The organism is Halomonas sp. E19 (genome assembly GCF_052439355.1).
Classification (GTDB): domain Bacteria; phylum Pseudomonadota; class Gammaproteobacteria; order Pseudomonadales; family Halomonadaceae; genus Halomonas.
The window spans coordinates 159,323-180,080 of record NZ_JBNFWU010000002.1; the positions used below are offsets into that span (position 1 = coordinate 159,323).

The 20,758-nt window shown below is 58.7% G+C and carries 21 protein-coding genes and 2 pseudogenes; 15 read left to right on the forward strand and 8 right to left on the reverse strand.

The features are described 5' to 3' along the window. Positions 1–2 precede the first annotated feature (2 nt). Together ACUDAL_RS20145 and ACUDAL_RS20150 are read left to right on the forward strand one after the other, a co-directional pair. Positions 3–353 carry a hypothetical protein gene (locus ACUDAL_RS20145; RefSeq protein ID WP_444679623.1) on the forward strand — a complete coding sequence of 117 codons (351 nt, stop codon included), beginning with the start codon at positions 3–5 and terminating at the stop codon, positions 351–353. A gap of 14 nt (positions 354–367) precedes the next feature. Then, positions 368–604 (forward strand): hypothetical protein, encoded by a 237-nt coding sequence (locus ACUDAL_RS20150; protein WP_444679624.1) that lies wholly within the window; start codon positions 368–370, stop codon positions 602–604. Positions 605–642: 38 nt separating this feature from the next. On the opposite strand, the gene ACUDAL_RS20155 is transcribed toward ACUDAL_RS20150, so the two are convergent. The 4 genes from ACUDAL_RS20155 to ACUDAL_RS20170 form a co-directional block, all read right to left on the reverse strand. Then, on the reverse strand, positions 643–1,074 hold the full coding sequence (locus ACUDAL_RS20155) for a hypothetical protein (RefSeq protein ID WP_444679625.1): 432 nt from the start codon (positions 1,072–1,074) through the stop codon (positions 643–645). 510 nt (positions 1,075–1,584) lie between these two features. Continuing rightward, positions 1,585–2,298: a hypothetical protein gene (locus ACUDAL_RS20160; RefSeq protein ID WP_444679626.1), complete on the reverse strand. Its 714-nt coding sequence runs from the start codon at positions 2,296–2,298 to the stop codon at positions 1,585–1,587. A 966-nt stretch (positions 2,299–3,264) separates the two neighbouring features. Beyond that, a complete protein-coding gene (locus ACUDAL_RS20165) occupies positions 3,265–3,657 on the reverse strand; it encodes a hypothetical protein (RefSeq protein WP_444679627.1) in 393 nt (130 codons plus the stop codon). Between the two features lie 85 nt (positions 3,658–3,742). Next, complete coding sequence (locus tag ACUDAL_RS20170) at positions 3,743–3,901, reverse strand: hypothetical protein (protein WP_444679628.1); 159 nt, start codon at positions 3,899–3,901, stop codon at positions 3,743–3,745. Between the two features lie 108 nt (positions 3,902–4,009). Here ACUDAL_RS20170 and ACUDAL_RS20175 point away from each other — a divergent pair, with 108 nt between their 5' ends. The 8 genes and pseudogenes from ACUDAL_RS20175 (at position 4,010) to ACUDAL_RS20210 (ending at position 12,170) form a co-directional block, all read left to right on the forward strand. Next, positions 4,010–4,507: a hypothetical protein gene (locus ACUDAL_RS20175; RefSeq protein ID WP_444679629.1), complete on the forward strand. Its 498-nt coding sequence runs from the start codon at positions 4,010–4,012 to the stop codon at positions 4,505–4,507. Positions 4,508–5,067: 560 nt separating this feature from the next. Further along, complete coding sequence (locus ACUDAL_RS20180) at positions 5,068–5,544, forward strand: hypothetical protein (RefSeq protein ID WP_444679630.1); 477 nt, start codon at positions 5,068–5,070, stop codon at positions 5,542–5,544. Between the two features lie 29 nt (positions 5,545–5,573). Then, positions 5,574–6,554 carry a 3'-5' exonuclease gene (locus ACUDAL_RS20185; protein ID WP_444679631.1) on the forward strand — a complete coding sequence of 327 codons (981 nt, stop codon included), beginning with the start codon at positions 5,574–5,576 and terminating at the stop codon, positions 6,552–6,554. Between the two features lie 260 nt (positions 6,555–6,814). After that, positions 6,815–7,732: pseudogene (gene traF / locus ACUDAL_RS20190) on the forward strand (conjugal transfer protein TraF); the annotation flags it as partial. A 122-nt stretch (positions 7,733–7,854) separates the two neighbouring features. Then, positions 7,855–9,132 (forward strand): annotated as a pseudogene (locus ACUDAL_RS20195) (conjugal transfer protein TraH). Position 9,133: 1 nt separating this feature from the next. After that, entirely contained in the window at positions 9,134–10,945 is a 1,812-nt protein-coding gene (locus tag ACUDAL_RS20200) for a conjugal transfer protein TraG N-terminal domain-containing protein (protein WP_444679632.1), read from the forward strand. Positions 10,946–10,989: 44 nt separating this feature from the next. Then, on the forward strand, positions 10,990–11,349 hold the full coding sequence (locus ACUDAL_RS20205) for a hypothetical protein (RefSeq protein WP_444679633.1): 360 nt from the start codon (positions 10,990–10,992) through the stop codon (positions 11,347–11,349). After that, positions 11,325–12,170 carry a hypothetical protein gene (locus ACUDAL_RS20210; RefSeq protein WP_444679634.1) on the forward strand — a complete coding sequence of 282 codons (846 nt, stop codon included), beginning with the start codon at positions 11,325–11,327 and terminating at the stop codon, positions 12,168–12,170. The genes ACUDAL_RS20205 and ACUDAL_RS20210 overlap by 25 nt, the downstream gene beginning before the upstream one ends. A gap of 136 nt (positions 12,171–12,306) precedes the next feature. Here the strand turns inward: ACUDAL_RS20210 and ACUDAL_RS20215 are convergent, their stop codons facing one another. Further along, complete coding sequence (locus tag ACUDAL_RS20215) at positions 12,307–12,564, reverse strand: hypothetical protein (protein WP_444679635.1); 258 nt, start codon at positions 12,562–12,564, stop codon at positions 12,307–12,309. 387 nt (positions 12,565–12,951) lie between these two features. Further along, on the reverse strand, positions 12,952–13,401 hold the full coding sequence (locus ACUDAL_RS20220) for a hypothetical protein (protein WP_444679636.1): 450 nt from the start codon (positions 13,399–13,401) through the stop codon (positions 12,952–12,954). A gap of 552 nt (positions 13,402–13,953) precedes the next feature. Here ACUDAL_RS20220 and ACUDAL_RS20225 point away from each other — a divergent pair. After that, positions 13,954–14,592, forward strand: coding sequence for a hypothetical protein (locus ACUDAL_RS20225; protein ID WP_444679637.1), 639 nt, complete (start codon positions 13,954–13,956; stop codon positions 14,590–14,592). Positions 14,593–14,666: 74 nt separating this feature from the next. On the opposite strand, the gene ACUDAL_RS20230 is transcribed toward ACUDAL_RS20225, so the two are convergent. Next, entirely contained in the window at positions 14,667–15,986 is a 1,320-nt protein-coding gene (locus ACUDAL_RS20230) for an IS1380 family transposase (RefSeq protein WP_444677628.1), read from the reverse strand. A 196-nt stretch (positions 15,987–16,182) separates the two neighbouring features. Here ACUDAL_RS20230 and ACUDAL_RS20235 point away from each other — a divergent pair, with 196 nt between their 5' ends. Both ACUDAL_RS20235 and ACUDAL_RS20240 read left to right on the forward strand, forming a co-directional pair. Beyond that, positions 16,183–16,500 (forward strand): hypothetical protein, encoded by a 318-nt coding sequence (locus tag ACUDAL_RS20235; protein WP_444679638.1) that lies wholly within the window; start codon positions 16,183–16,185, stop codon positions 16,498–16,500. Positions 16,501–16,811: 311 nt separating this feature from the next. Next, positions 16,812–17,357 (forward strand): hypothetical protein, encoded by a 546-nt coding sequence (locus ACUDAL_RS20240; protein WP_421414589.1) that lies wholly within the window; start codon positions 16,812–16,814, stop codon positions 17,355–17,357. A gap of 635 nt (positions 17,358–17,992) precedes the next feature. Here ACUDAL_RS20240 and ACUDAL_RS20245 read toward each other — a convergent pair. After that, on the reverse strand, positions 17,993–19,009 hold the full coding sequence (locus ACUDAL_RS20245; protein ID WP_444679639.1) for a ParM/StbA family protein: 1,017 nt from the start codon (positions 19,007–19,009) through the stop codon (positions 17,993–17,995). A 616-nt stretch (positions 19,010–19,625) separates the two neighbouring features. Between ACUDAL_RS20245 and mobI the strand changes: the two genes are divergently transcribed. Both mobI and ACUDAL_RS20255 read left to right on the forward strand, forming a co-directional pair. Continuing rightward, the gene (mobI, locus tag ACUDAL_RS20250) at positions 19,626–20,147 is read left to right on the forward strand and encodes a conjugative transfer protein MobI(A/C) (RefSeq protein WP_444679640.1); all 522 of its coding nucleotides are present in this window, start codon (positions 19,626–19,628) and stop codon (positions 20,145–20,147) included. Positions 20,148–20,164: 17 nt separating this feature from the next. Continuing rightward, positions 20,165–20,431 carry a hypothetical protein gene (locus ACUDAL_RS20255; RefSeq protein WP_444679641.1) on the forward strand — a complete coding sequence of 89 codons (267 nt, stop codon included), beginning with the start codon at positions 20,165–20,167 and terminating at the stop codon, positions 20,429–20,431. The last annotated feature ends 327 nt before the right edge of the window (positions 20,432–20,758 follow it).

The window sequence follows — 20,758 nt, forward strand, 5'->3', positions numbered from 1 at the left end:
GCATGTACAACGTGCTGGAGAAGCTTCGTGCCGGCGTGGAGTTGACCGACAAGGAGAAGACCATCAATCAGCAGGGCCTGGTCAGCACTCTCCTCGAGGACCATGACCAGCTGGATCATGCCGTCTTTGAGGCCTATGGCTGGCAAGACCTCGCCGACCAGCTGGTTGGCCGCCCTGGAGCGACAACGCCGCTGCCTGACAAGCCCGACGATCAGGCAGAGGCTGAGGAGGAGCTGCTGATGCGGTTGGTTTCGCTCAACAAGCAGCGCGCAGCCGAAGAAGCGCAGGGCAATGTCCGCTGGCTGCGTCCGGAGTACCAGGCCCTGATGCAACTCAGATCGATGCTGAGTTGACCACTGAGCCTGTGGTGGCACCGAAGGCTATTGCGCCGGCCAAGGGGAAGCCCATCTTTCCCAAATCGCATCCCGATCAGCTCAAGGTACTCCGCGAGGCCTTGGCCGAGCGACCTCACACTACCGAGAGCTTGGCCGAGCTGTTCAAGCACAAGCCGCGAAAGTCTGTCGAAGAGGGGCTGCTATCGCTCGTCGCCGTTGGACGTGCGGAACACGAGCGTGAGACCAATATCTGGTACGCGATGGGCTAGGAGTATGGACCGTCCAAGGGCTTGGGGAGCGGAGCCTATCAGCCCTCTGGCTCGGTCAAGGGGAGGAGCGTGAGCTGGGCTGATGCCAGATCAGCATCATTGGCGCTGATACGTTGCTGCATAGCCCGGGTACGCATCTCCTGTCGCTTGATCAGCGCTATGGTCTCGTCACTGTGCCAGGCCTCGATCACCAGTGCAGACTTGTGCCGATCCGTCGGCTCAACGACCAGGTCGAGGTCATAAAGGCGCAGGGCGGTTCGTTCCTCGAGAACCGCGGGCAGCATCATCCCGCTTCTTGCCGCTCGCTCCCGAAGCTGCTGCCACAGCTTCTCGCAGAATTCGATCCTGGCTCGCCGACGGTTACTCCCCTGGCCCAGATTCAGGATGTCCAGGAGGTCCTCAGCGTGGATGCGGTACCCATGGCGACTGCCCGCATGGAGGCGCAAATGGTGGTAGATCTTGTGGACCACACCACTTCGCTCGAACAGTAGTGCCGGGTGTACCAGCAGCCCCTGGCCCGCCACCAGGCCCTGCCACAGCAGGGGTGAAGACTGAAGGCGAAGTACCTCATGCCCGTGCTGGGCTCCCAGCCATCCTCATGAACAGGAACTTCATCTCGGCCTTCCACCGGATTCTCCACGAGCTGGAACCGGATGCGCTCTGAGGGCTGGCCACCGGCCGCAGCTGATAAGCGGCGAGCAAGCTGGCCAGTTGGATGGAGGTTGAGCACGAACTGGGTGTTCAGGATGCGAGCCATGCCCTTCTGCATGGCCTGATAGGCTGACCTTCCCCCTCTGGCGCCAGCATGTTGCTCAAATCCAGCAGGTCGAAAGTCAGGCGATTCTGTGGAAGACGCCCAGCCGCCTGGTCTGTTGTGATCTGCTGCATGGCGTAGGTCAAGATGGCCAGGATCAACTGCGAGTCATCCGCCGCTATGACGCCATACTCAGGCCCCTTCTCCCAGGCATGGTGAATTCGGCTTACCGACACGTCGACCGGCTCTCCCCCAGCTGAATCGTTGCCTGCAGCTGCTCGACACGCTCACGTGGGCTGGTCCTCGAGCATCGTTCGAGTAACTGGCCGATCAGGTGGAGGGTCCAGGATTCGTCATTTTGGCTGCTGGCGCTGATCTGGGAGAAAAACCCATGACGCTGCAGGTGACGATAGGTCGCTTCCACATAATCGATATGCTTGGAAAAACCCAGGGGTTCTGGGCGCGGCGCCTCGTCCTTGCTGCGACTCTTGCGGGGCACTCGCCATACCTCTGGGTTGTCCTGGCTATCCCTAGGGCTCCCACGCCAGCCTATGGCCGCTTCACTAGGGCTCCTCAGCGTGTAAACCATGGCCCTTCCCATTCCCGGCCCCATCATCGTGGCCTTCTCGCGCAAGATGATGCCGCTATGCCCCAAACGTGCGGTATACAGGCTTAGTCGGGCAATGAAGGTCTTGTAGCTTCGGACTCCGCCTAGGTGGGTCTGGATCTCGGCAAAGAGCTGATCGGCTCCGAACACCTTTCCTCTTGCACTAAGGCGGTCCCATGCCTGCAGCAGCTCGTGCTCGAAATCAGCCACCTCCCTCATCTTGGGCCCCTTTTCACGCAGCCCCATGCCAAGCCATATCCCTGCAATGCCATCTGGTGACGGCCGGAAGAATGGTGGCGTCGGGGGAGCGGCGGGATCAACGAGATGGCTCATGCGTACACTCAAAGGCAGTTTTAGGCATGATCGTCGCCAAGTCCCATTCGCATAAAAACGTAAGTTGTTGATTTTCTGTGACTGCGACTGACGATCATAGCTAAGCGTACATCAAACCCATGGGAGAGCACCACAAAGAGGCGACACAGCTATAATCGTTGCCTATCCCGGGGAACCCCTGCTAGCATGTTCTCCGACCACTAATACTCGAATGAACTGCACCTATGCTCTCGAGCCGCGATAACAACAACCATCAGCTCGACCTCCCTTGTGGCACAGGGGCGGTCGCGGCTACTGCCGGTGGCACGGGAGCAGGTAGACAGCATCAGTCAGCGGGCAACTGGCTGATGAACGGGCATAGAAAAGGGGCGACCAGCATTGCTGATCGCCCCCGAGAGTATTCTGGCCGCTCAGGAGGCGGGCAACCTCCTGAAGCAGCCCTGGCAAGCGTTGTGAGAGACGCATTGCCAGTCACGCGTGTTGACCGAAAGGGTTGGCTCGCAACGGAACAGAAGGAACGGCCTCAGGTCTCCACGGCTTCATTTTATGCCGTAGTCCCTGGTCGTTCAAGGAATATGGACACCTCCTTGGATGAACAAGCAGCACACGGCAGGGGACAGTGCCTCACAGGCAGCCCCGAAGCCGGCAGATTCTGAAGCACTCGTCACGTCGAGAGCGATCTGCCGCATTCCAAGCTACACAGGGTTGGCGCATCGGCGCGTCCCTCTTGATGCTGGCGTCCTTCCGAAGGCGCTGGTCCACTGGTGCAGCGCCACTCCTAAGCCCGCCCAGCGCAGCACCCAATACGCCCCCGTCCACTACCTGGTGATGGGGGAGCACGGTGGTCGCCTGGTCCCTGACAACCACTCTGATCCCTCAACGTTTGCCCAATCACGGCGGCGCCTACGCCTGACCGAACGCCGCCCCGGCGAGCCTGGTGAAGGGGTGGGACAGCCACAATCACTGTTATCCCCGCGCCAGCTGGCCGCCCTCGGGCACGTACTCACCGGGATCAAGTATTCGACCTGGGGCTTCGATGTCCATGAACATCATCGCCTGAGTGACCGATGCGAGATCCATGTGCGCCCCGCGGCTCTGGTCCATCACCGCCTCGGCTATCAGATCTGTGGTACCGCCTATCAACAGCTGGAAGACGATCTGGCCAAGCTCGCTCGCACCTGGGTCGTAATGGAGCGGCGTGTCGGCAACGATTGGCAGGCGCTGCGCAGTGAGCCTCTCCTGCAGTTCTTCAACAGCGGGCGCATCCACATCAACGACGGCACGGACATTTCCCCAGAGCCGGCTGAAGACGGCAAGCCAGTGAGGCGGCATCGCTCCTGGTCCCTGGCCCTGGGTCATGGCCTTGTCGCCATGCTCAAGACCCAGCCCAGTGACCTCTTCGTCATATCGCCGGCCCTCTGGCGATCCGCGCAGCGCTCCCCTTTCACAATGGCTCGCGCTGTTCTTCTCCGGCCATGGCTTCGATGGCAACCGCATCCACCCACACCGTCTCTCGACGCTGGTCGCTCGGATGCGACTTTGCCCAGATGAGACTTACCGCGCCCTGACGGAAAGCGGCGTGCTGGGGCAACATGCCGAGCACGTCACTGTTGCTTCGGATGAAGCCGGCTCATGGGAGGAGCGCCCTGCCCCGCCCCTGAAGCGTCCCAAGACCAAGCGCCAGCCAAAGAATCTCCGGAAGGAGACCCGCGTGCTGCGACTGGCCATGAACCAGATCGTCCAGGCATTTCATCGGCTCAAGCGGCGATCCGGTCTGGCGGATTTCCAGGTCATCCCAGCTGACGCTCCCAGCGACATTCCCCCAAGCCTTATTGGCAAGCGTCGCAGCCGGTTCGACAAGGTAGGACTCAAGCGCTGGTCAGCAGAGATCGAGTCACTGGTGCCTTCCCTGCCCTCCTGGGTGCTGAAGCGCCACGAGATCCTCCCCAGGCTCGACCGGCTGACAACCCGCACGAACGGATCGACCGAGACCCCGGCGGTGCAAGCTGTCGCTGCATGCCAGGCAACCCTCGAGTATGCCCGGCAGCAGCTGGACATCCTCACGCGCCACTCGATCGCTGACTGGCGCTCCAGGGTTGTTCGATTCGTCACTCATACCGCGCTCGCGCTTGCTGAGATCCGCCAGGGACTGGTTGGCCCCCTGATGCGGGCTCATTCGCCACCCACCGCCCTCACCATCCCTACCTAACCGAGACCTGCCCTCGCAGCTCGGCGACTCTGACCAGGCCACTGCCTGGCATTTTTGCTGCCTGAAGCTCCGTCTGCCCTGGCCTGAGAGCCAGGCTACGCGCTCCTTACACCCCGCATGACCCTAGAGCCGGCACAGTCCGGCGAGGATCTGTCCACAGCGATGCTTATCCCCAGCGTATTTTGAGATTGTCATTCCTGTTATGTGGATTGGTTTCCCTAGCAGGAGAATCTAGTCTTGTTGACCGTGGTTATCTCCACGACATCAGTGAGTAGTCATCCCCGAGACGAGCCAGAGCTTCATCCAGTAGAGACACGAGGTCGCCACCGCACGGGAAGACCGCTCGTGGCGGGGCGCAGGGCGTCGGTAAAGGAATTTAAAGGTTGTGTAAGCTAGAGATAGCGAGTGAATGGGATTGGCGCTCTGGCGCGAACCCCTTTCCCTCTTGTGATCCTGTTGTCATGACCGTGACTGCGCCTCTAAGGGCAACTCCTCGCCGTGGTGAAGAGAATCGGGGGTGGTACCGTGATGAAGCCACCCATAGCGACCAGGAGTGAAGGATGACGGCAGTGCCTGTCCCCAGGCCCGTGAGACTGACCAGCGAGCAGTCTCAGATTGTCGGCTTCAAGGGGAAACAGCTGGTGGTGAAGGCGTACGCAGGGACCGGAAAGACCTTCACCCTTGTCCAGTACACTCTGGCCAATCGTGACAAGCGCTTCCTCTACCTGGCCTACAACCGCGCCATTCGTGATGAGGCGGTCGGCAAGTTTCCCGATAACGTCGACTGCAAGACGTCACATCAACTGGCCTACGCCGAAATCGGTCGCCTGTACCAACACAAGCTGGTGCCCAACCTACGAGTGAAGGAAGTGGCTGACATGCTGCAGGCGCCAAACTGGCGCGTGGCCGCAGATGTCATCGCGACCCTCAACAACTTCATGGTCAGTGCGGAACGAGCCATCGGCCCGGCGCTGTTCTGTGCCGCTGACGACAACAGCCCAGGGGGAGAGATAGGGCGCAGTACGCTCGGATGGTGAGCCAGTTGGCCCGGTCACTCTGGGAGAAGATGATCGACACCGAGCACGCCTGCCCCATGACCCATGACGCTTACTTCAAGCTCTACCAGCTCCAGCAGCCCGACCTGTCCCGCCGATACGACATTATCCTCTATGACGAGGGTCAGGACGGCACCGCGGTGACAACAGCGCTTGTCACGAGTCAGGCATGCGGGCTCTTGATCTGTGGTGATCCAGCGCAACAAATCTATGCCTTCCGTGGTGCTCGTGACGCTCTGGACGATGCGGCCCTGGCCGGCGCCGAGCGGCGTCACCTCACGCAAAGCTTTCGCTTTGGCCCCCAGGTTGCCGCCGTCGCCAATGCGCTGCTGATGCTGAAGGGTGAGACGCTGCCGGTCCAGGGGCTCGGCAAGGCGGATCGGGTTACTTCCTCCCGTGACTTCCGACTCAGCTCATGTCCCGGGCCTATCACGTTCCTGGCGCGTACCGTCATGGGCGTGATCCAGATGGCCATGTTCTTCAGCAAGAAAGGAATCCCCCTTGCACTCATCGGCGGCGAGGACGCGTACGCCCTGGCTCCGCTGGAGAACGCCTACTGGTTGTCACGGGGCGAGCGAGCCCGGATCACCGATAGGCGGCTCGCCCGAGAGTTTTCCTCCTTCCGGGACTATGTCGAGATGGCGGAGGCTGCAAAGGACCCGGAGATGCTGCGCACCATCAAGATCCTGGACACATCCCGAAACCTCCCCCAGGACCTTGCCCGTCTCCGCCAGAACCTGGCTGCAGCAGATGCACCCCTGGTGACACTCTGCACTGCTCACAGAGCCAAGGGGCTGGAATGGCCGAGGGTCTATCTCATGGATGACTTCCCAGACGTGCTGAGTCCGGAGCTTGATGCAGAAGCCCGTGACCAGGAGATCAACCTGCTCTACGTGGCCGCCACCCGCGCTCAGGAGCACCTGGTGCTCAACGAACAGGCCGAGGCCGTCGTGCGCCACATGGCCCGACAGCGCCGGTGCGTCCCAGCATAGCGCTCACCCACCACCCAGACGACGCCCCTACAGGTGTTCCGCATGCGGAACACCCATTGACTGGTTGTGCCCTTTATGGGCACGTCGGCGCAGGGGTGCTGGCGCCTTACCGGCCTACCATGGCTCAAATCGGAAAATCCGTGCGAGTCGCCCATGAACACGAACCTTAAACCGATCGCTGTGGCACTCATTGCTGCCTCACTGACAGCGATGGGAACGCATGCCTTGGCTGACCCCCAGGAGCGCTTCATCGAGCGCAAGGCCGAGGGTGGTTCTTCTACAACGAAGAGTTCGATAAGGAGCCTGAGGAGCAACCCGAGCCGGAGCCGGCCCCGCCGTCACAGAACGTGACTACGACGACGCCTCCGCCGCAATCCACGTCACCATCGCCTTCGGAGTCGGCTAAGGCCCAGCCTCCGGCGCCGCTCTCGGCCAAGTGGCTCAGGGAAAACATGCAGAAGTACATGGACGCGGCATTCGACAACCCCACCGTCGAGAATGTCCAAGCGTTCCTGTACCTGCAGCGCTACGCCATGGACCAGAGCTCCGAGTTTGCCCAGGTGGCAGAACGCGCACGCTTGGGCAATCCGATGCTTGATGAGACCACTCGTCGCCCCTTGGCGACGTTCGCCTCTCAAGACCTCGATCGGCAGGCCGGTAGAGCGCGGACAGAAATCCTTGCCAGCCTCGCCGAACGTGTCGGCGTGTTCTTCTTCTATGAAAGTGACTGCGGGCTGTGTCGCACCATGTCACCGATCCTGGCTCAGCTGAACCGGCAGTTCGTCACTACGCCCATCAGCATGGATGGGAAGGACTTGCCTGGGGACCCCTTCCCCAACATGCGCCCCGATGCCGGGCATGCGGAGCAGCTCGGGGTACAGGTCCTGCCTGCCGTGTATCTCGCCTCCCCAGAAGGAGAGTTCGTACCTGTCGCACAAGGGGCCGTATCACTCACCGACCTCCAAGAGCGAATCGTCCTCGGTGCCCTCCAGCAGGGGTGGATCTCTCCTGATGACTTCAACAGAACGCGCCCGATCACGAATGCCGATATGAGCCTGGCGAATTCAGCTCCTTTCTCGGCTCTCGAGAACATGGGGATCACTGATGAAACGGGCTTCATACCACCTGAAGTGCTTCTCCAGCACATGGCCAACGCACAGCGAGGGATGCAGCAATGACAAAACAGATGACTCTTCGAAAGACCCTGCTGGCTACATGCATCAGCGCTGCGCTGATGGGTGCCTCGCTTTCCGCGTCGGCCAGTGGCCTCCAGAACCAGCTGGATCGGGTATTTGACGGCATGTCGAATGTCACCCCGCCCGGTGTCTGGGAATCCCAACGCCGAGGGGTGATCACCGGCGGCCGGATCACTGCCAAGTCGCCGATCATGACGGAATCCTTGGTCCGTGTGACCCCCGTCCTGGAAAGGAGGGTGTGGTGGCGTGGATATGCATTTAGGGAGTTTCAGCTTCATTAACAGTGAGCAGATGGTTCAGCTGCTCCGTTCGGTAGCTGCAAACGCTCAGGGCTATGTGTTCCAGCTGGCGCTCGACAACGTGTTCCCGCAAGGGGCGAAATGGATCGAGAACTTCCAGAAGAAGATCCAGGCACTGAACCGCGCCATGCTCAACTCCTGCGAGGCAGCTCAGGGTGTGGTCAACGACACGATCTCTGCAATGGGGTTCAGCTCCGAGGTCAAGGGGATGACCGAGGCCTCAGCCACCGGCATGGTCGATGACTTCTTCAGTGGTTTCTCAGAGTCCAGTGGCAAACCCACCGTCAATCTGCTGGAAGAGGTGGATGCCCCGCGGCGGAAGGAAATGCTCGGGAACGTGGTCTGGAAAGAACTTCGTCGCCATGGTGTGCAGAGCTGGTTCCACGGCGGTGATGTCCAGTTGCTGGAGGCCATCATGTCAATCAGTGGTACCGTGATCGTGGGCAATGCCACCGACGAGGGGAAACCCCCATCACTACAATCGCTGGCAACAAGCTGACTCTCTCCGACCTGATCGACGGGGGCACGGTGCAGATGTACTCCTGCGGTGGTGATACCGCGGAATGCATGATGGACTCTGGAGCCACAACAAGCCCTGTTGATATCAAGGGCTTTGGCCAGCACATTCAGGACATGCTGCTCGGCAACGCCACTAGCCCGGGTATCATCGGGAAAATGAGTGTCAACACTGGGGCGCTCACGAATGAAGAAGAAGCCTTTATGGCCAACCTCCCGGGTAGCGCCGCGACCTTCCTGCGTAACCTTGTGATCGCCAACCCCAGCACCGCCCGCCTCTTCGCTGAAGAGAGCTCCAAGGCTCTCGCTCTCAACATCACCTACAGCATCGCGTCTGAGATGCTCAGATCCGCAGAGCAAGCCATTGGCTCAAGTAACAACGACTGGGCTGCTAAGGCAGCTACCTCACTTCACCAGTCGTCGGCAAGGCTCAGCCAGGAATACACCATGCTGGCCAACGAATACGGCACCATGAACGACCTGGTCCGGGACTACTCTGCCCTGATCGAAAATACTCGCGTCGCTCGCTATACCCTGCGGGAGATGTCGAAGGGAGGAGGCCAGTAACATGTTCACCATCTACTCCATCGGTGACTCCGCCTTCCTCGAGCAGATCCTCATCGCCATTTCGATGATCACCGGAACCGGAGATTTTGAACAGATGGTGGCGGTGGGTCTGTTGATCGGTGTGCTGATCATGGCCTTCCAGTCACTGTTTCAGGGCGGCCAGAAGATCCCCTTCCAGCAGATCCTCGTCTGCTGGATCATCTATGCCTGTGCATTCGGCCCTTCGACCACGGTGGTGGTCGAGGACGCCTATACCGGTGATGCAAGGGTTGTCGCCAACGTTCCCGTTGGAGTTGGTGCTGCCGGGGGAATCATCTCGAACGTCGGCTACAGCATCACGAGGATGTTCGAGACCGGGTATGGGGCGATCGCCCCGGGGATCACGACCACCTACTTCGCGGATGCATTGAAGCTCCTCAACGACGCTCGGCGGTCCCTGGCTGACCCTGAGGTCTTCCAGGCCATCAATGAGGCTAATGGTGGCGGGCACGTCAATGTCCGCCAGTCGATCACGAACTATATTCAGGAGTGCACCCTGCTCAAGATCGATCGTGGTGAGGTCTCGATCGACGAGCTAATGCGCACCCACATCACACCCGCCATGCGGTTCAACTCTGCCGTCTATGGTACCCAGCTTTATGACACCCCCGGGAATCCCAATGGCTCCTACTACAATTGCAGCGATGGCCACATGGTCCTGGAGGCGATGCTCGACCAGCTTGGCGATAATCAGGCGCAACAAGCCGTTGCCACCGTTCTAAGTCGTGACCCAACCTTCATGTCTGTCAGTGGACAGATTACCGATGCCATGCAGGCCCTCGGCATTGCCGCGAGCCAAGCACAGAATTACATGAAGACAGCTATCATCGAGCCCCTCTACTACGATGCCGCTTCCGGGAAGTATCAGGAAATGCGGGACTACACGTCGGCGATAATGGTCAACCAGGCAATTCAGCAACGCAACACGCAATGGGCGGCTGAACAGTCGATGTTCATGAGCATTGTGAGGCCGATGCTGACTTTCATCGAGGGCTTCGTCTACGCCATCACGCCCTTCATGGCGTTCCTGATCGTGCTCGGCGGGTTCGGTATCAAGCTTGTGTCGAAATATGGCCAAATGCTGCTCTGGACTCAGCTCTGGATGCCTGTGCTCTCCATCGTCAACCTCTTCCTTTACATGTCGGCCTCCAACGAGATGGCCTCCTACAGCATGGATACCATGGGGCTGTACTCTTTCTACGCCCTCGATCGCTCAAGCGACATACTTGAGAGCTGGATCGCCACAGGCGGCATGCTCGCTGCGGCGACGCCGATTCTTACCCTAGTGTTGGTCACCGGTTCGTCCTATGCCATGACCAGCCTGGCGGGCCGGATGCAAGGTGCTGACCATGTGAACGAGCGTCAGTCGACCCCGGATATGATGACCAATGGCGCCGTCATGGCCAACATGCCGAGTGCTACTCAGGACCCCACTAGCGGCCTTCGTGCGACAGGCGCTGACCAGGCAGTGGGGTCATTGAAAATTGGTTCCCAGCTAAGCTCCAACCTGCAGTCCGCTGAGCAACACATGGAATCCGCGCAGCAGAAGTTCGGTTCCTCACTGTCGAATGCCATCACTGCCGGCGGCAACCAGACACAGTCTTACGAGCGGATGTCTTCACTGGGTAGCCAGGTCTCCAGCATGGGCGGGCAGTCATCCACGGCTGTGAGCGAGGCTGCGGCAGATTTCCGTCAACAGTATGGGATCGACGCCAAACACCAGCGTGCCATCGAGGGCGCCTTCGCGGTCAGTGGATCTATGGGGGCGGCCTGAGCCTCCCGGCCGGCCTTTTCAAGGCGGGCGCTGATGTCTCCAACATGACGAAGGATGCCGATACCAACAGCTACACCATGTCGCAGGATCAGGTAGACGGGTTCCTGAACAAGGCCGGTTTCTCAGAGCAGAACCGCGCCGAGCTGACCCAGGGCCTGACGGACAGCTTCGCACAGGCGAATAAGGACCAGCTGACGGCCACCTGGGGCGCTCAAAATGCCTCGCAGATCCAGACCAGTGCCGAAGAGGCCTCGTCTGCCAGCCAGTCCTACACCGAGATGAAGTCGCTGGGCATGAATTTCAGTAGCGACGAGTCACACGGGTATATGTACCTGTCCAACAATATCCTCGACCAGAACAACCCTGGGGGCGCGAAGCCATGGAGCAGCTTCAGACCTCGATGATGCATGCACCGAGCAGTGTTCGTGCTGAGGCCGCCCAGCGAGCTGATGTCCTCGAGGATGTACATGGTATGCCGAGCGCTAACGCACAGGTCGTGGCACAGCTCGAGGCCTTGAGCAATCAGAGCAACTACGACACCCCGCAGGAGTACATGGGTGCCTTCAATGACACCCTCCGCATCGTCGGTTCCGCCACCGGCCGTGATTTCGGTGCCGCGGCCGATGCCACCGAGAATCAGGGGCTAAGCAACTCGACGCCAGCAATGGACGGGCGCATCACGGACGAGGTTGGTTCTCGCATCCAGGGAGTTGGCGCCAGTCCGACGGGTCAGTCATCCGTCGGGGGCTTCCAGGGTCAGGCCATTAGCGCCAGACCCGATGAAGGCGCCGCTGCAGACCATAACGCCGACGTGCCACCGGTTATCCAGGATCACTTCGACGCGAGAACGGCACAGGTCGAGGGAGCGGCCGATGGCTTCTATCAAGATAAGGTTGAGCAACGCTTGCCAGAGGCGGAGCGTGTTCTGAACGCTGATGCCGGCGATCCCGGCAAGGCCGTTGCTCGCCAGGACAGGCTTGGACAGCTTATCGACAAGGCTGGCGAGGTTGGGGCCGACTTCATGATGAATCTGTCAGGCACCAACCCGATGGTGATGAACTCGATCCAGGAGAGGCTTGAAAATGGTGAGTCGCTGGAGAATATCCCGCAACTCAGTGATTACTCTGGCAGCGTCAGTGAAAAGGTGGCTCTCGCTGCCGTCGGTAGAGCCAATGGCGATAACTCGCACTTCGACGCCCTCCCCGCGAGGATCAGGCGCGTGTAATGCTTGCCGAGGCCGCCACGAACCTACAGGGTGCTGACTACCGTGAAGTCACGTCTGAGCAGCAGCAGATGGCCTACGAAGCGATGGAAGCGCATGCACGCCATGAACTCGGCATGACTCCCGCCGCTGCCCAACACTACGCGGCGCAGTTCGTGGATGGAGAGGAGCCGAGCGATACCGCGAACACGGTGAAGCGGCGATCCGAGATGAGTACATGCACAACACTGGGAAGACGCCCGAGCAGCTCACGGAGCAGGATCACCGAAACATCGAGAGCATCGGGGCCCGTGTGGCGAACGCCAGTCAAGCCGGTGCACAAGCCGCTTCCGTTATGGCCCCTGTTGACCGTTTCTATGACCTCCACTCCGGTGGCGCCGCTTTTGGTCAGGGTCACTCGGACATTCCAATTCAGCCGCTGGCTCCGCCACCAGCACAGGCTCCCGCAGAAACACCAGCCCCTTCAAACCCCAGCCCTGAGACGGCCTCGCCGCCGCGAAGCGCCGGTCCAGCGGAGCCGACACAACCCAGGTATGTTGATCCCGACGCGCCGACCACCGGCTACGGTGACAATGAACTGGTTCTGCCGACAGCCTCGACACGAAATGGAGCTAGCGCTCAAGACCATGGCGACCCCGATCAGATGATGGCGAGCCGTGACACCAACAAGTCCGGCGGAGGCAAGCCACCCGGTTTCGCCTGATCATCCATCCAGCAATGCAAATGGGAGGCCTCTGGCCTCCGCATTTGTGTTTAGGGGTGCTATCGCCCGTTGCTATGCCGTTTAGTCAAGCCCGCGACGCAGGGCCTTGGCTGTTGGATAGCCGCTGTAATGGAAGCCTTCAGAATACCCTTCCTCATCGAACGGCGAGCTCGCCATGCCCTTCCCACGCTTCGGGGCACCAGCCTCCTGTTGGTAGGTGACGATGAACAGCGATCCTACAGCCAGGAGCGCTGTGATGCCCCAGCCCAGCCAACCGATCTGACTGAACCCAAGCACCGGAAAGGTGTAAGTCAGGGTGCCAAGCATCCCAACCCAGAAGATGACAGCTCCCCACCTGCTGTAGTGGATGATCTTGGCAAGGGCGAGAAAGCCGTGGACGAAGGCCACCAGACCGACGACCACCGCCATCAGCATCAGGCCAGAGTCGTGATTTGAGGCGGAGTCCCAGAGAAACCAGGACATCGCACCGAAACCGGCCGCCCCGAACATCAGCTTGATAATGAGTTCCATGATGAATTCCTCGTGTGCTTGCCCTACCCTGTTGACTCCAGTATACCCAGATCACACACGACGCAAGCCCCCACGCTCGCCGAGGCACGCATTGGGCCTTGCACACTAGCGAAAAATCGCATACGGTTTCCTCCAAGCATGATTCCAGAAGCACACGCGGTTCGTCCGTGGTCATGCTCCACCGACTCAGATCGGTTCCTTCCGACGTTATACCTTGGTCGAATACTCTGTATAGGCCTTGTCCCTCTTTTGCCGCGCCCTGCGGCTACCTTGATCATTTCCATTTACAGGCATTCTACGCGGCTTGTTTGCGCGTACAGGTTTACCACCTGTTACAAATGTGGGGTTGTTGCCGCCCTTGCGATTCCGATAATCCATGTAAGAACGAGAGTTGGTGCTGCATTCCCGCCCCACTTCCCGTCCTTTTTGCACCGTGCGATTCCTGCACATCCAGCCGTAGGCTTAATAACTAAAATATAACCCGCTGCTGTCGGGCTAGGTAGGTATTGCCTTGAAAACAGCATTACGATCAGGCACTGAAGGGATACACACATGGCCTATTCCCAGATAGGCAGTCAGGCTTTTGCCTTGCTGCAACAAGCAGTTAGCGCCCCTTTGCGAGTGGGCAAAATGGGTAGCCTAAACAACGGCTATCCTCGTATGTCGATGGCTATTGGGCTCGCGCTTACCCTCACGGTGGCACCGGCAGCGAATAACCAGGCTGAAGCGTCTCTGGCCGGCACCATGTATGAGGCTCCTGCCCTTGAATACGACCTCGATCCGGTACTGCTCTACTCTGTCGCACTGGCTGAATCGGCACGGGGTGCTGACAGCCAACTGCAGCCGTGGCCCTACACGCTGAGGGTTTTGAGTGAGGCCGGGTTTTATGGTCAATCGCATGATGAGGCGGTGGAGCAACTCCAGCGGTATCTGCAAGACCATGGATCTGTGGATATCGGCATCATGCAGGTCAATACTCGCTGGCATGGGCATCGAGTAGAAGATGTCACACAGCTTCTCGACCCAGCAGTTGGGCTTCGAGTTGGCGCCGAGATTCTGCGTGAAGCCATCGATTCTGCCCCGGGTGACCTGGTCCTAGCCCGGATGTTGCACCGGGTCAGTCAGAAGTCCCCAGATGCCAGGCTCGGTGGGGATAAAAGGGATCTGGGGTGGAGTTTGGCTGCTTTTTGATCAAGTTCCTGTGCTCAGGGCGCACCTCCCCCACCCCCATGTCTTTTCTGTGCCGGGGACAGCACGCCGCGACGCTATCCCGGCACCAGCTTGCTGGCCAACATCAGGAAGAGGTCCTGCTCCGGATACTGGCTGTTCAACATCAGCCGAATGGTCCGTGTGTTGCGAGTGATGACGGCGCCGATCTTCAGCAGCTTCAGGCGGATGGTGTTGACCTGGGCTTGGGCGAAGGCGGTGCGCTTAAGGTAAATCCGACGCAGCCGCTCCAGGAGCAGGTAGGCCAGCCCCGAGAGCAGCAGTCGGTACTGATTGGACCACCATTGGTGGCAGCTGGTGCGGTCTGAGAACAGGAGCTGCTGCTCCTTGATGCGGTTCTCCATCTCGCCTCGGGCGCAGTAGCGGTGGTCGTAGAGCCACTCTGCGCTGCAGCCGCGCAGGTTGGTCACCACGTAGCGGGTGTTGAAGCCACGCCAACTGGTCTCGGATTTGACGACCACCTTTCGTCGGCGCTTCTTCCAGCTCTTGGCGGCGTACTCGATGAAGCCGAAGACTCGCTGCTTCTCACGGGTCTTCTCGAAGCGGATAGCTGACTCGTAGTCGATATCCAGGGCTAGCTTGGCCAGCCGCGGGTTGCCGGCGAGGCCGACGATGTAGTCGACACCGTGGCGCTCGCACCAACTGAGGATCAGCGGGCGGCAGAAGCCGCTGTCGCCGCGGAATACGACCTTTACCTCAGGCCACGCCTGGCGCAGCCGCCGAACCAGCAGGGCAAGAATGGCGCCGGCGTGGTGGGCGGCATCTCGGTAGGCCGGGCGAAGGTAGCTGACCAGCAGCTGATCGCCACAGAACACGAACAGCGGCAGAAAGATGTAGTGGTTGTAGTAGCCGTTGAAGTGCCGCCCGAGCTGCTGGCCGTGCACCCGGTCGTCGGTGGCATCGAAGTCGAGGTAGAGCGGCTTCTTGGGTGGCCGCCGGAACGAGCGGATGAACTGCTCGATCATTTCCTCGTGGATGGTGACCGCCCAGTCCCGATCGGCTTGCTGCTCGAAGCGACACAGCGTGGACTGGCTGGCCAGCACGCCGTCGGTATCGACGGCGGTCTGCAGGGCGATGTCGTGACGCAGCGCCTGGTGGTCGTTGAGATCCTCGTAGCCCAGCGCCAGGCCAAACACGCGCTGCCGAACCAGGGTTTCGGTGCGATGCAGGCAGCGTTGAGGATCGCGGTCATCACTCAGCCGGCGAGCGATAGCGCGGGTCAGGCCCATCTCGCGGTCGAGCTGCCGCAGCAGCAGGATGCCACCGTCAGAGGTGACCTCGCCGCCATCGAAGCTGGCGGTGATCTGACGGCCTTTGCAGCGTGGAAAGGTGGCGGTGGGCGTGGTACATTTTGTCATGGCGGCTGTGTCGGCTAATTCTTGGTTAGGCTCTTGAATTATAACCGATTTTCAGCCGCTTTTTTCATGCCTGGTGCAATATTCGGGCTAGGCCTCGGGCGCTACCATAACTGGGCTGACGAGGAACGAGCCCGCAATTATGGCCAGCGAATTCTGGCTATCTACAGGAACATCCGGGATGTGTTGGGGGAGCAGAATGAGCGGCCTCTCCATGTTCGGATACGATCAAGATCTCTGGGAGTGGGACCATACTCTCTGGCACCTGGTCCAGCAGTGCGCAAACCGCTCACCAGAGGAGACCATTCAGACCTTTGGTATTCAGCGCGAATACGCTTCTTTGGTAGCCGGCCTCTCACCCCGACAGGTAGAGCGTCTGTCTTCTGGGGTCATCGCCTCGTTCCAGCCAGTTTTCGATGAGGACAGCTTCATCGCACTGCTGGCGGAGCCGTATGACCCCTATCACTCCTTTCACGCCACTCACATGGCCAGCTCGAAGCCCATTTTTGGCTGTTAGTCAGCAAGGGCTCCCGGACCAGTCCGGATACGGCAATGCTCCGCTATGGAGTCAGTCGGCGTGTTGCCAAGGCTGCCGGCACAGCATCATCCAACCAGCTCAGACAAATCGCATCAAAACTTGGAACCGATTTCCAACTTCGGTTTGCCTCCAGCATTATCGAGGAGGTCGCAAATGCCAGCCCGCGCCTGGCACTTACAAAGCGGATGGCATACGCCATGACAAAATCCGCAGCAGTAACAGGATAACGCAGTAAAAACGCAGATAACCGAAAGATGCCGCTCGAACGGCACGACTGAAGGGTAAGAATCATGCAGCTAGGAACAGAACAGTTCGATCAGGTGGCCATGGCGCGGGACATGATCATGCGCGGCTACATCAACAATGCCGTAAAGCTTGAGACCCAGCTCTCAATGAAAACGATTCGCACGTTGCGTTCCAAGCTGACGGCCGAGGGGTTGGCGAAAAATCCACGGGGCAGGCAGATTCGTCAGGGTCAAAGCATCATCAAGCGTTCTGAGGATCGTGAAGATGTCACGATCCTGATGCTTGCATACCGGAACTACGGAGGAGAGGACATACTGCTGTCCGTCAATATCAACGCCCTCAACCTCGCATACGATACCTATGTCCTTGTGAAGTCAGAAATCAACCGTCATCCCGTAGATTTCGTCACTATCAACGACGCCTATGGCCTCGCCCAGGAGCTGCGTTCGGATGATGCAATGTTCGAGAAATGCGACTGCTGCGATCTCGAATTCTTTATTTCCATTCGCCAGGAGTGCTCAACCAAGTGTCCTTTCTGTGCTGGTCATCCGCCTCACCCGAGCGCTCGCGTAGAGACAGTCGTTGCATGATCTAAACGATTTCCGCGATATGGATCATGAGAAAGGGGCGCTACCTAGCGATACAGGTAGCGCCCCTTTTTAACGTCCGTAGGTGCCATCAACTACCGCGATTGTCGCCCTGGCTATTGTCCGGGGCAAGCATCCCTGCCTTACCCATCAGTCGATGAGAGCTACTGCGTAGAGGGTCTGGCCTGTCACCTCCTGCCGGCCCCGTCGCATTCAGATCATTCCCTGCAGCTGCTCCTGAAGGCCCTGCAGGTTCGGAGGATGGACTAGACCCCATGGCCTCGCCCCTATCATCCGATGCCGAGAGAGGTACATCTGATGCCTGGCCGGTAGGCATGACCTGTGACTCCTGGGCGGAAGAGGCCTCTGCTTGTCTGCCCTGTTGTGAAACCTTCCGCTTGGCTCGTTTCGGCCTTGAGGTGCCTCCTGTTGCCGCCGCGGCAACTACATCAACCCCAAAGCCTCAGCAAGCAGGCCTTGCTGAGCCAGGAATCTGAGCCGCTCGCAGCGATCTCTTCTACCAAGACTCTCGAGTTCCTGGTACAAGCTCGGGTGGACCTTCTTGTCTATGCGGACGCGACAATTTAAGGCCATAGAGTCTTCTTGAGCCATGATCGTCTCCGGGTGGTCAGCTACGGTCAAAGTGCGCTAGTTCCAGCAATGAAATATCCATCAGCAACGGCATGGACATGATCTTGCGGGACAAAAATGCGTGCCTTGTTGAACGCCTCCTTGGCAGCCTCACGATAAAACTCGGCACCGCCTCCCGCAATAATTACGACATCGGCAGTAACACCATCGAGACGAATAGTATTCTTGAGCTTCTGAATGGCAGTCGAACCAGATTCATATCCTGCACGTCGCAGATACTCTTCTAACACAACCTTTTCAGACATGTGCATGATAAAACCCCGACCAAGCCGGACTGCCTTCTCAAGATTATGAATCTGAGGAGGTGTCGAATAGTCCTTATGGATTTCATCAGCGACCCGCTGGAGGATTCGTGACATGGCTTCCAGAGAGGTTCCAGCGGACCCGTAGCGAATTGCGCCTTCATCAAACGTCACGTAATCCACTGAATAGAATCCTGGATCAATTACTATGCAACGCCCGAACTCGATGCGCTCCATGATCTCTGGATCATCGATGGTATTGATCGCATGGTAATACGCCCCACCCGGTTGGGGTAAGACAGTAACCTTTTTAACATTTACAGTCTTCCTAGGTGCGATCTGGTGCTCGCCCTCCATTATCTTGCTAAGACGATTCCTATATTTTACGTCCATGAAGTGATTGACCGGGAGCCCAGTCACGAGATGATCTATTTCGCTCATCCCGGTTTTTGCAAGCGCTGCAAAGAAAAGTGCCTTATAGGGTTTGGAGTCGATGTAATCATCCCCGAGGATGCGCTCCCAGGAATCGAGAGAAGCAGGCTCAACTCCTGCAAAGTATGATTCACCATCAATAACGACCTGGATTGGCTTGGCAGCCCCTGCTGCTCCACCCGCCATGTTTCCTCCAGGGTTATTAGAAAACTGAGCCGTCGGAGCGGCACCTGCTGGCATTATGACGCTTTTCTTAACACCACCCTCCTGGTAAACCATCTTGACGTTAGAGTAGCCAATATCAAGACCGACGACGCTACCTTGTGACATGTTCGCTCTCCTCATGGGAAGTTATGCATCTACATCATTTCGAGTGCCATGCACTCGCGCTCTCACACCAACAACTATATAGCACCCGATGAATTTAGCAACATCATAGAGCCGCTACAGCATCCCTGTGGAGACCATCGAAGCACGCAAAAGCCTGCTTCCACGTACGCCTCAGCGTCCATTCAGAGCACATTGTACTGCCTGTCCAGAGCTCATACCCTGCAGCACAGCGTCCTTTAAGAGCCGTTCCAGGGTGAATGCCTGTGTGCGATGACAGCTGTGCTTCCTGGTGGCTGCCCCGTCTCCAGGGTGTGATCCGGGCCATCGCGACGCTTGCCAGCCCCCTTGCCAGCCAGCCACCTAAAAGCCCGCCCCACACGACTTCAAGCCCCTGTTCCGGCAGCTTCTGCCTTGCATACCTACCAATTTGGTGGATATACCTGGAGGTAGTGGCAAGTCTACCAATTGTTGGTAGACTGCTTGCGAATTAGTCGGCGCTGCATTGCTCCGCTCTTGAGGTAGACATGAGTCGTCTACCAAGAGATAGGTATGGGTGGGAAATGGGCGACAGCGGCCACAGCCAAAGAGGGGGTGGAGTGTGGTAAGGACTGAGGTGTTGCGACGCGTCACTGAGGAGGGTTCGTCCTTAGAGGACAGCGCGCTGAAGCTACCGGACATCGGGGCATCGTCTACCACGGCGATCCAGCAGCTTGAGCAGCTGCTCGAGCACGAGTTCTATGCGGCGGCAGCACATGCCCGCCTGATCTGCGATGCGTACTGGAGCAACATGCAGGACGAGCTTGCATCAGGTGCTGAAGACGCAACGCTGCAGACGCGTGTACGTGTCATCGACGGGACGCTGCAGGCGGTATGGATGCGAGCGACAGGGCCGGCACGCTCGGGTCCGTCGAAGGGACGGTATTACGCGAAGCAGCTACCGAAGGGTACGGCCAGTAATAATCCCAACTACAGCAAGGCAACATTCACACGCTGCCCGTCGTGGGAGAAGGAACTTGCAGAGTATGTTGAAGGTCATTATGCGAAGCAGCGAGAGCGAGCGATGATCCTCACCCAGATGCGCAGATTGATGCGACGCTACAAGAAGGTGGTTGATCAAAGCTACGAAGATTATAAGTAACCTGGGGAGTGCCTGACATGACGAAACATCACGTTGCATCATCGCGACATAGCGTTTCTGCGACAGCGCTTTCTAACTCTTCGGCTAATGCAGGTGACATGTCGATCCAGAGGGCTATGAATATTGAAGCCGGTAATCGAGAGCATGCTCGATTCGACGCAGAGGTTCGTCGCCACATGCAGGATGGGGTCTCATCCAACCTCAAGTATCATCGTTTCATGGCACTTGTTACCGGCGCTGCTGCCTGCATCCTGGGCTTTGCTTTTGTCACCACCATGCTTTGATCTTCGAATCATAGCCGCGAAACACCGCACTGAAGCGTAATGACATCAAGGGGCTATCGTGTTGCCCCTTTTGCTATTCCCCTCTTACGCCTGACTGAGTTGATGGTTACCTGACACTTAGTGCCTCACTTCTAGCAAGACCGCCCTCCCCTCCTCTTGTATTTGATATCGCCGCGGTCTTTATGATCGGTGCTGTTCAGGAGCCACCTTATCCCAGCCCTAAGACCACAGACTGATAATTTCGAGTGCCTTCGTGTGGAACAAGGACACCATGATAGCTGTTTTGGTGCTCTAAAAGCCTTAGCGGGCATATATAACAAGGAGCCA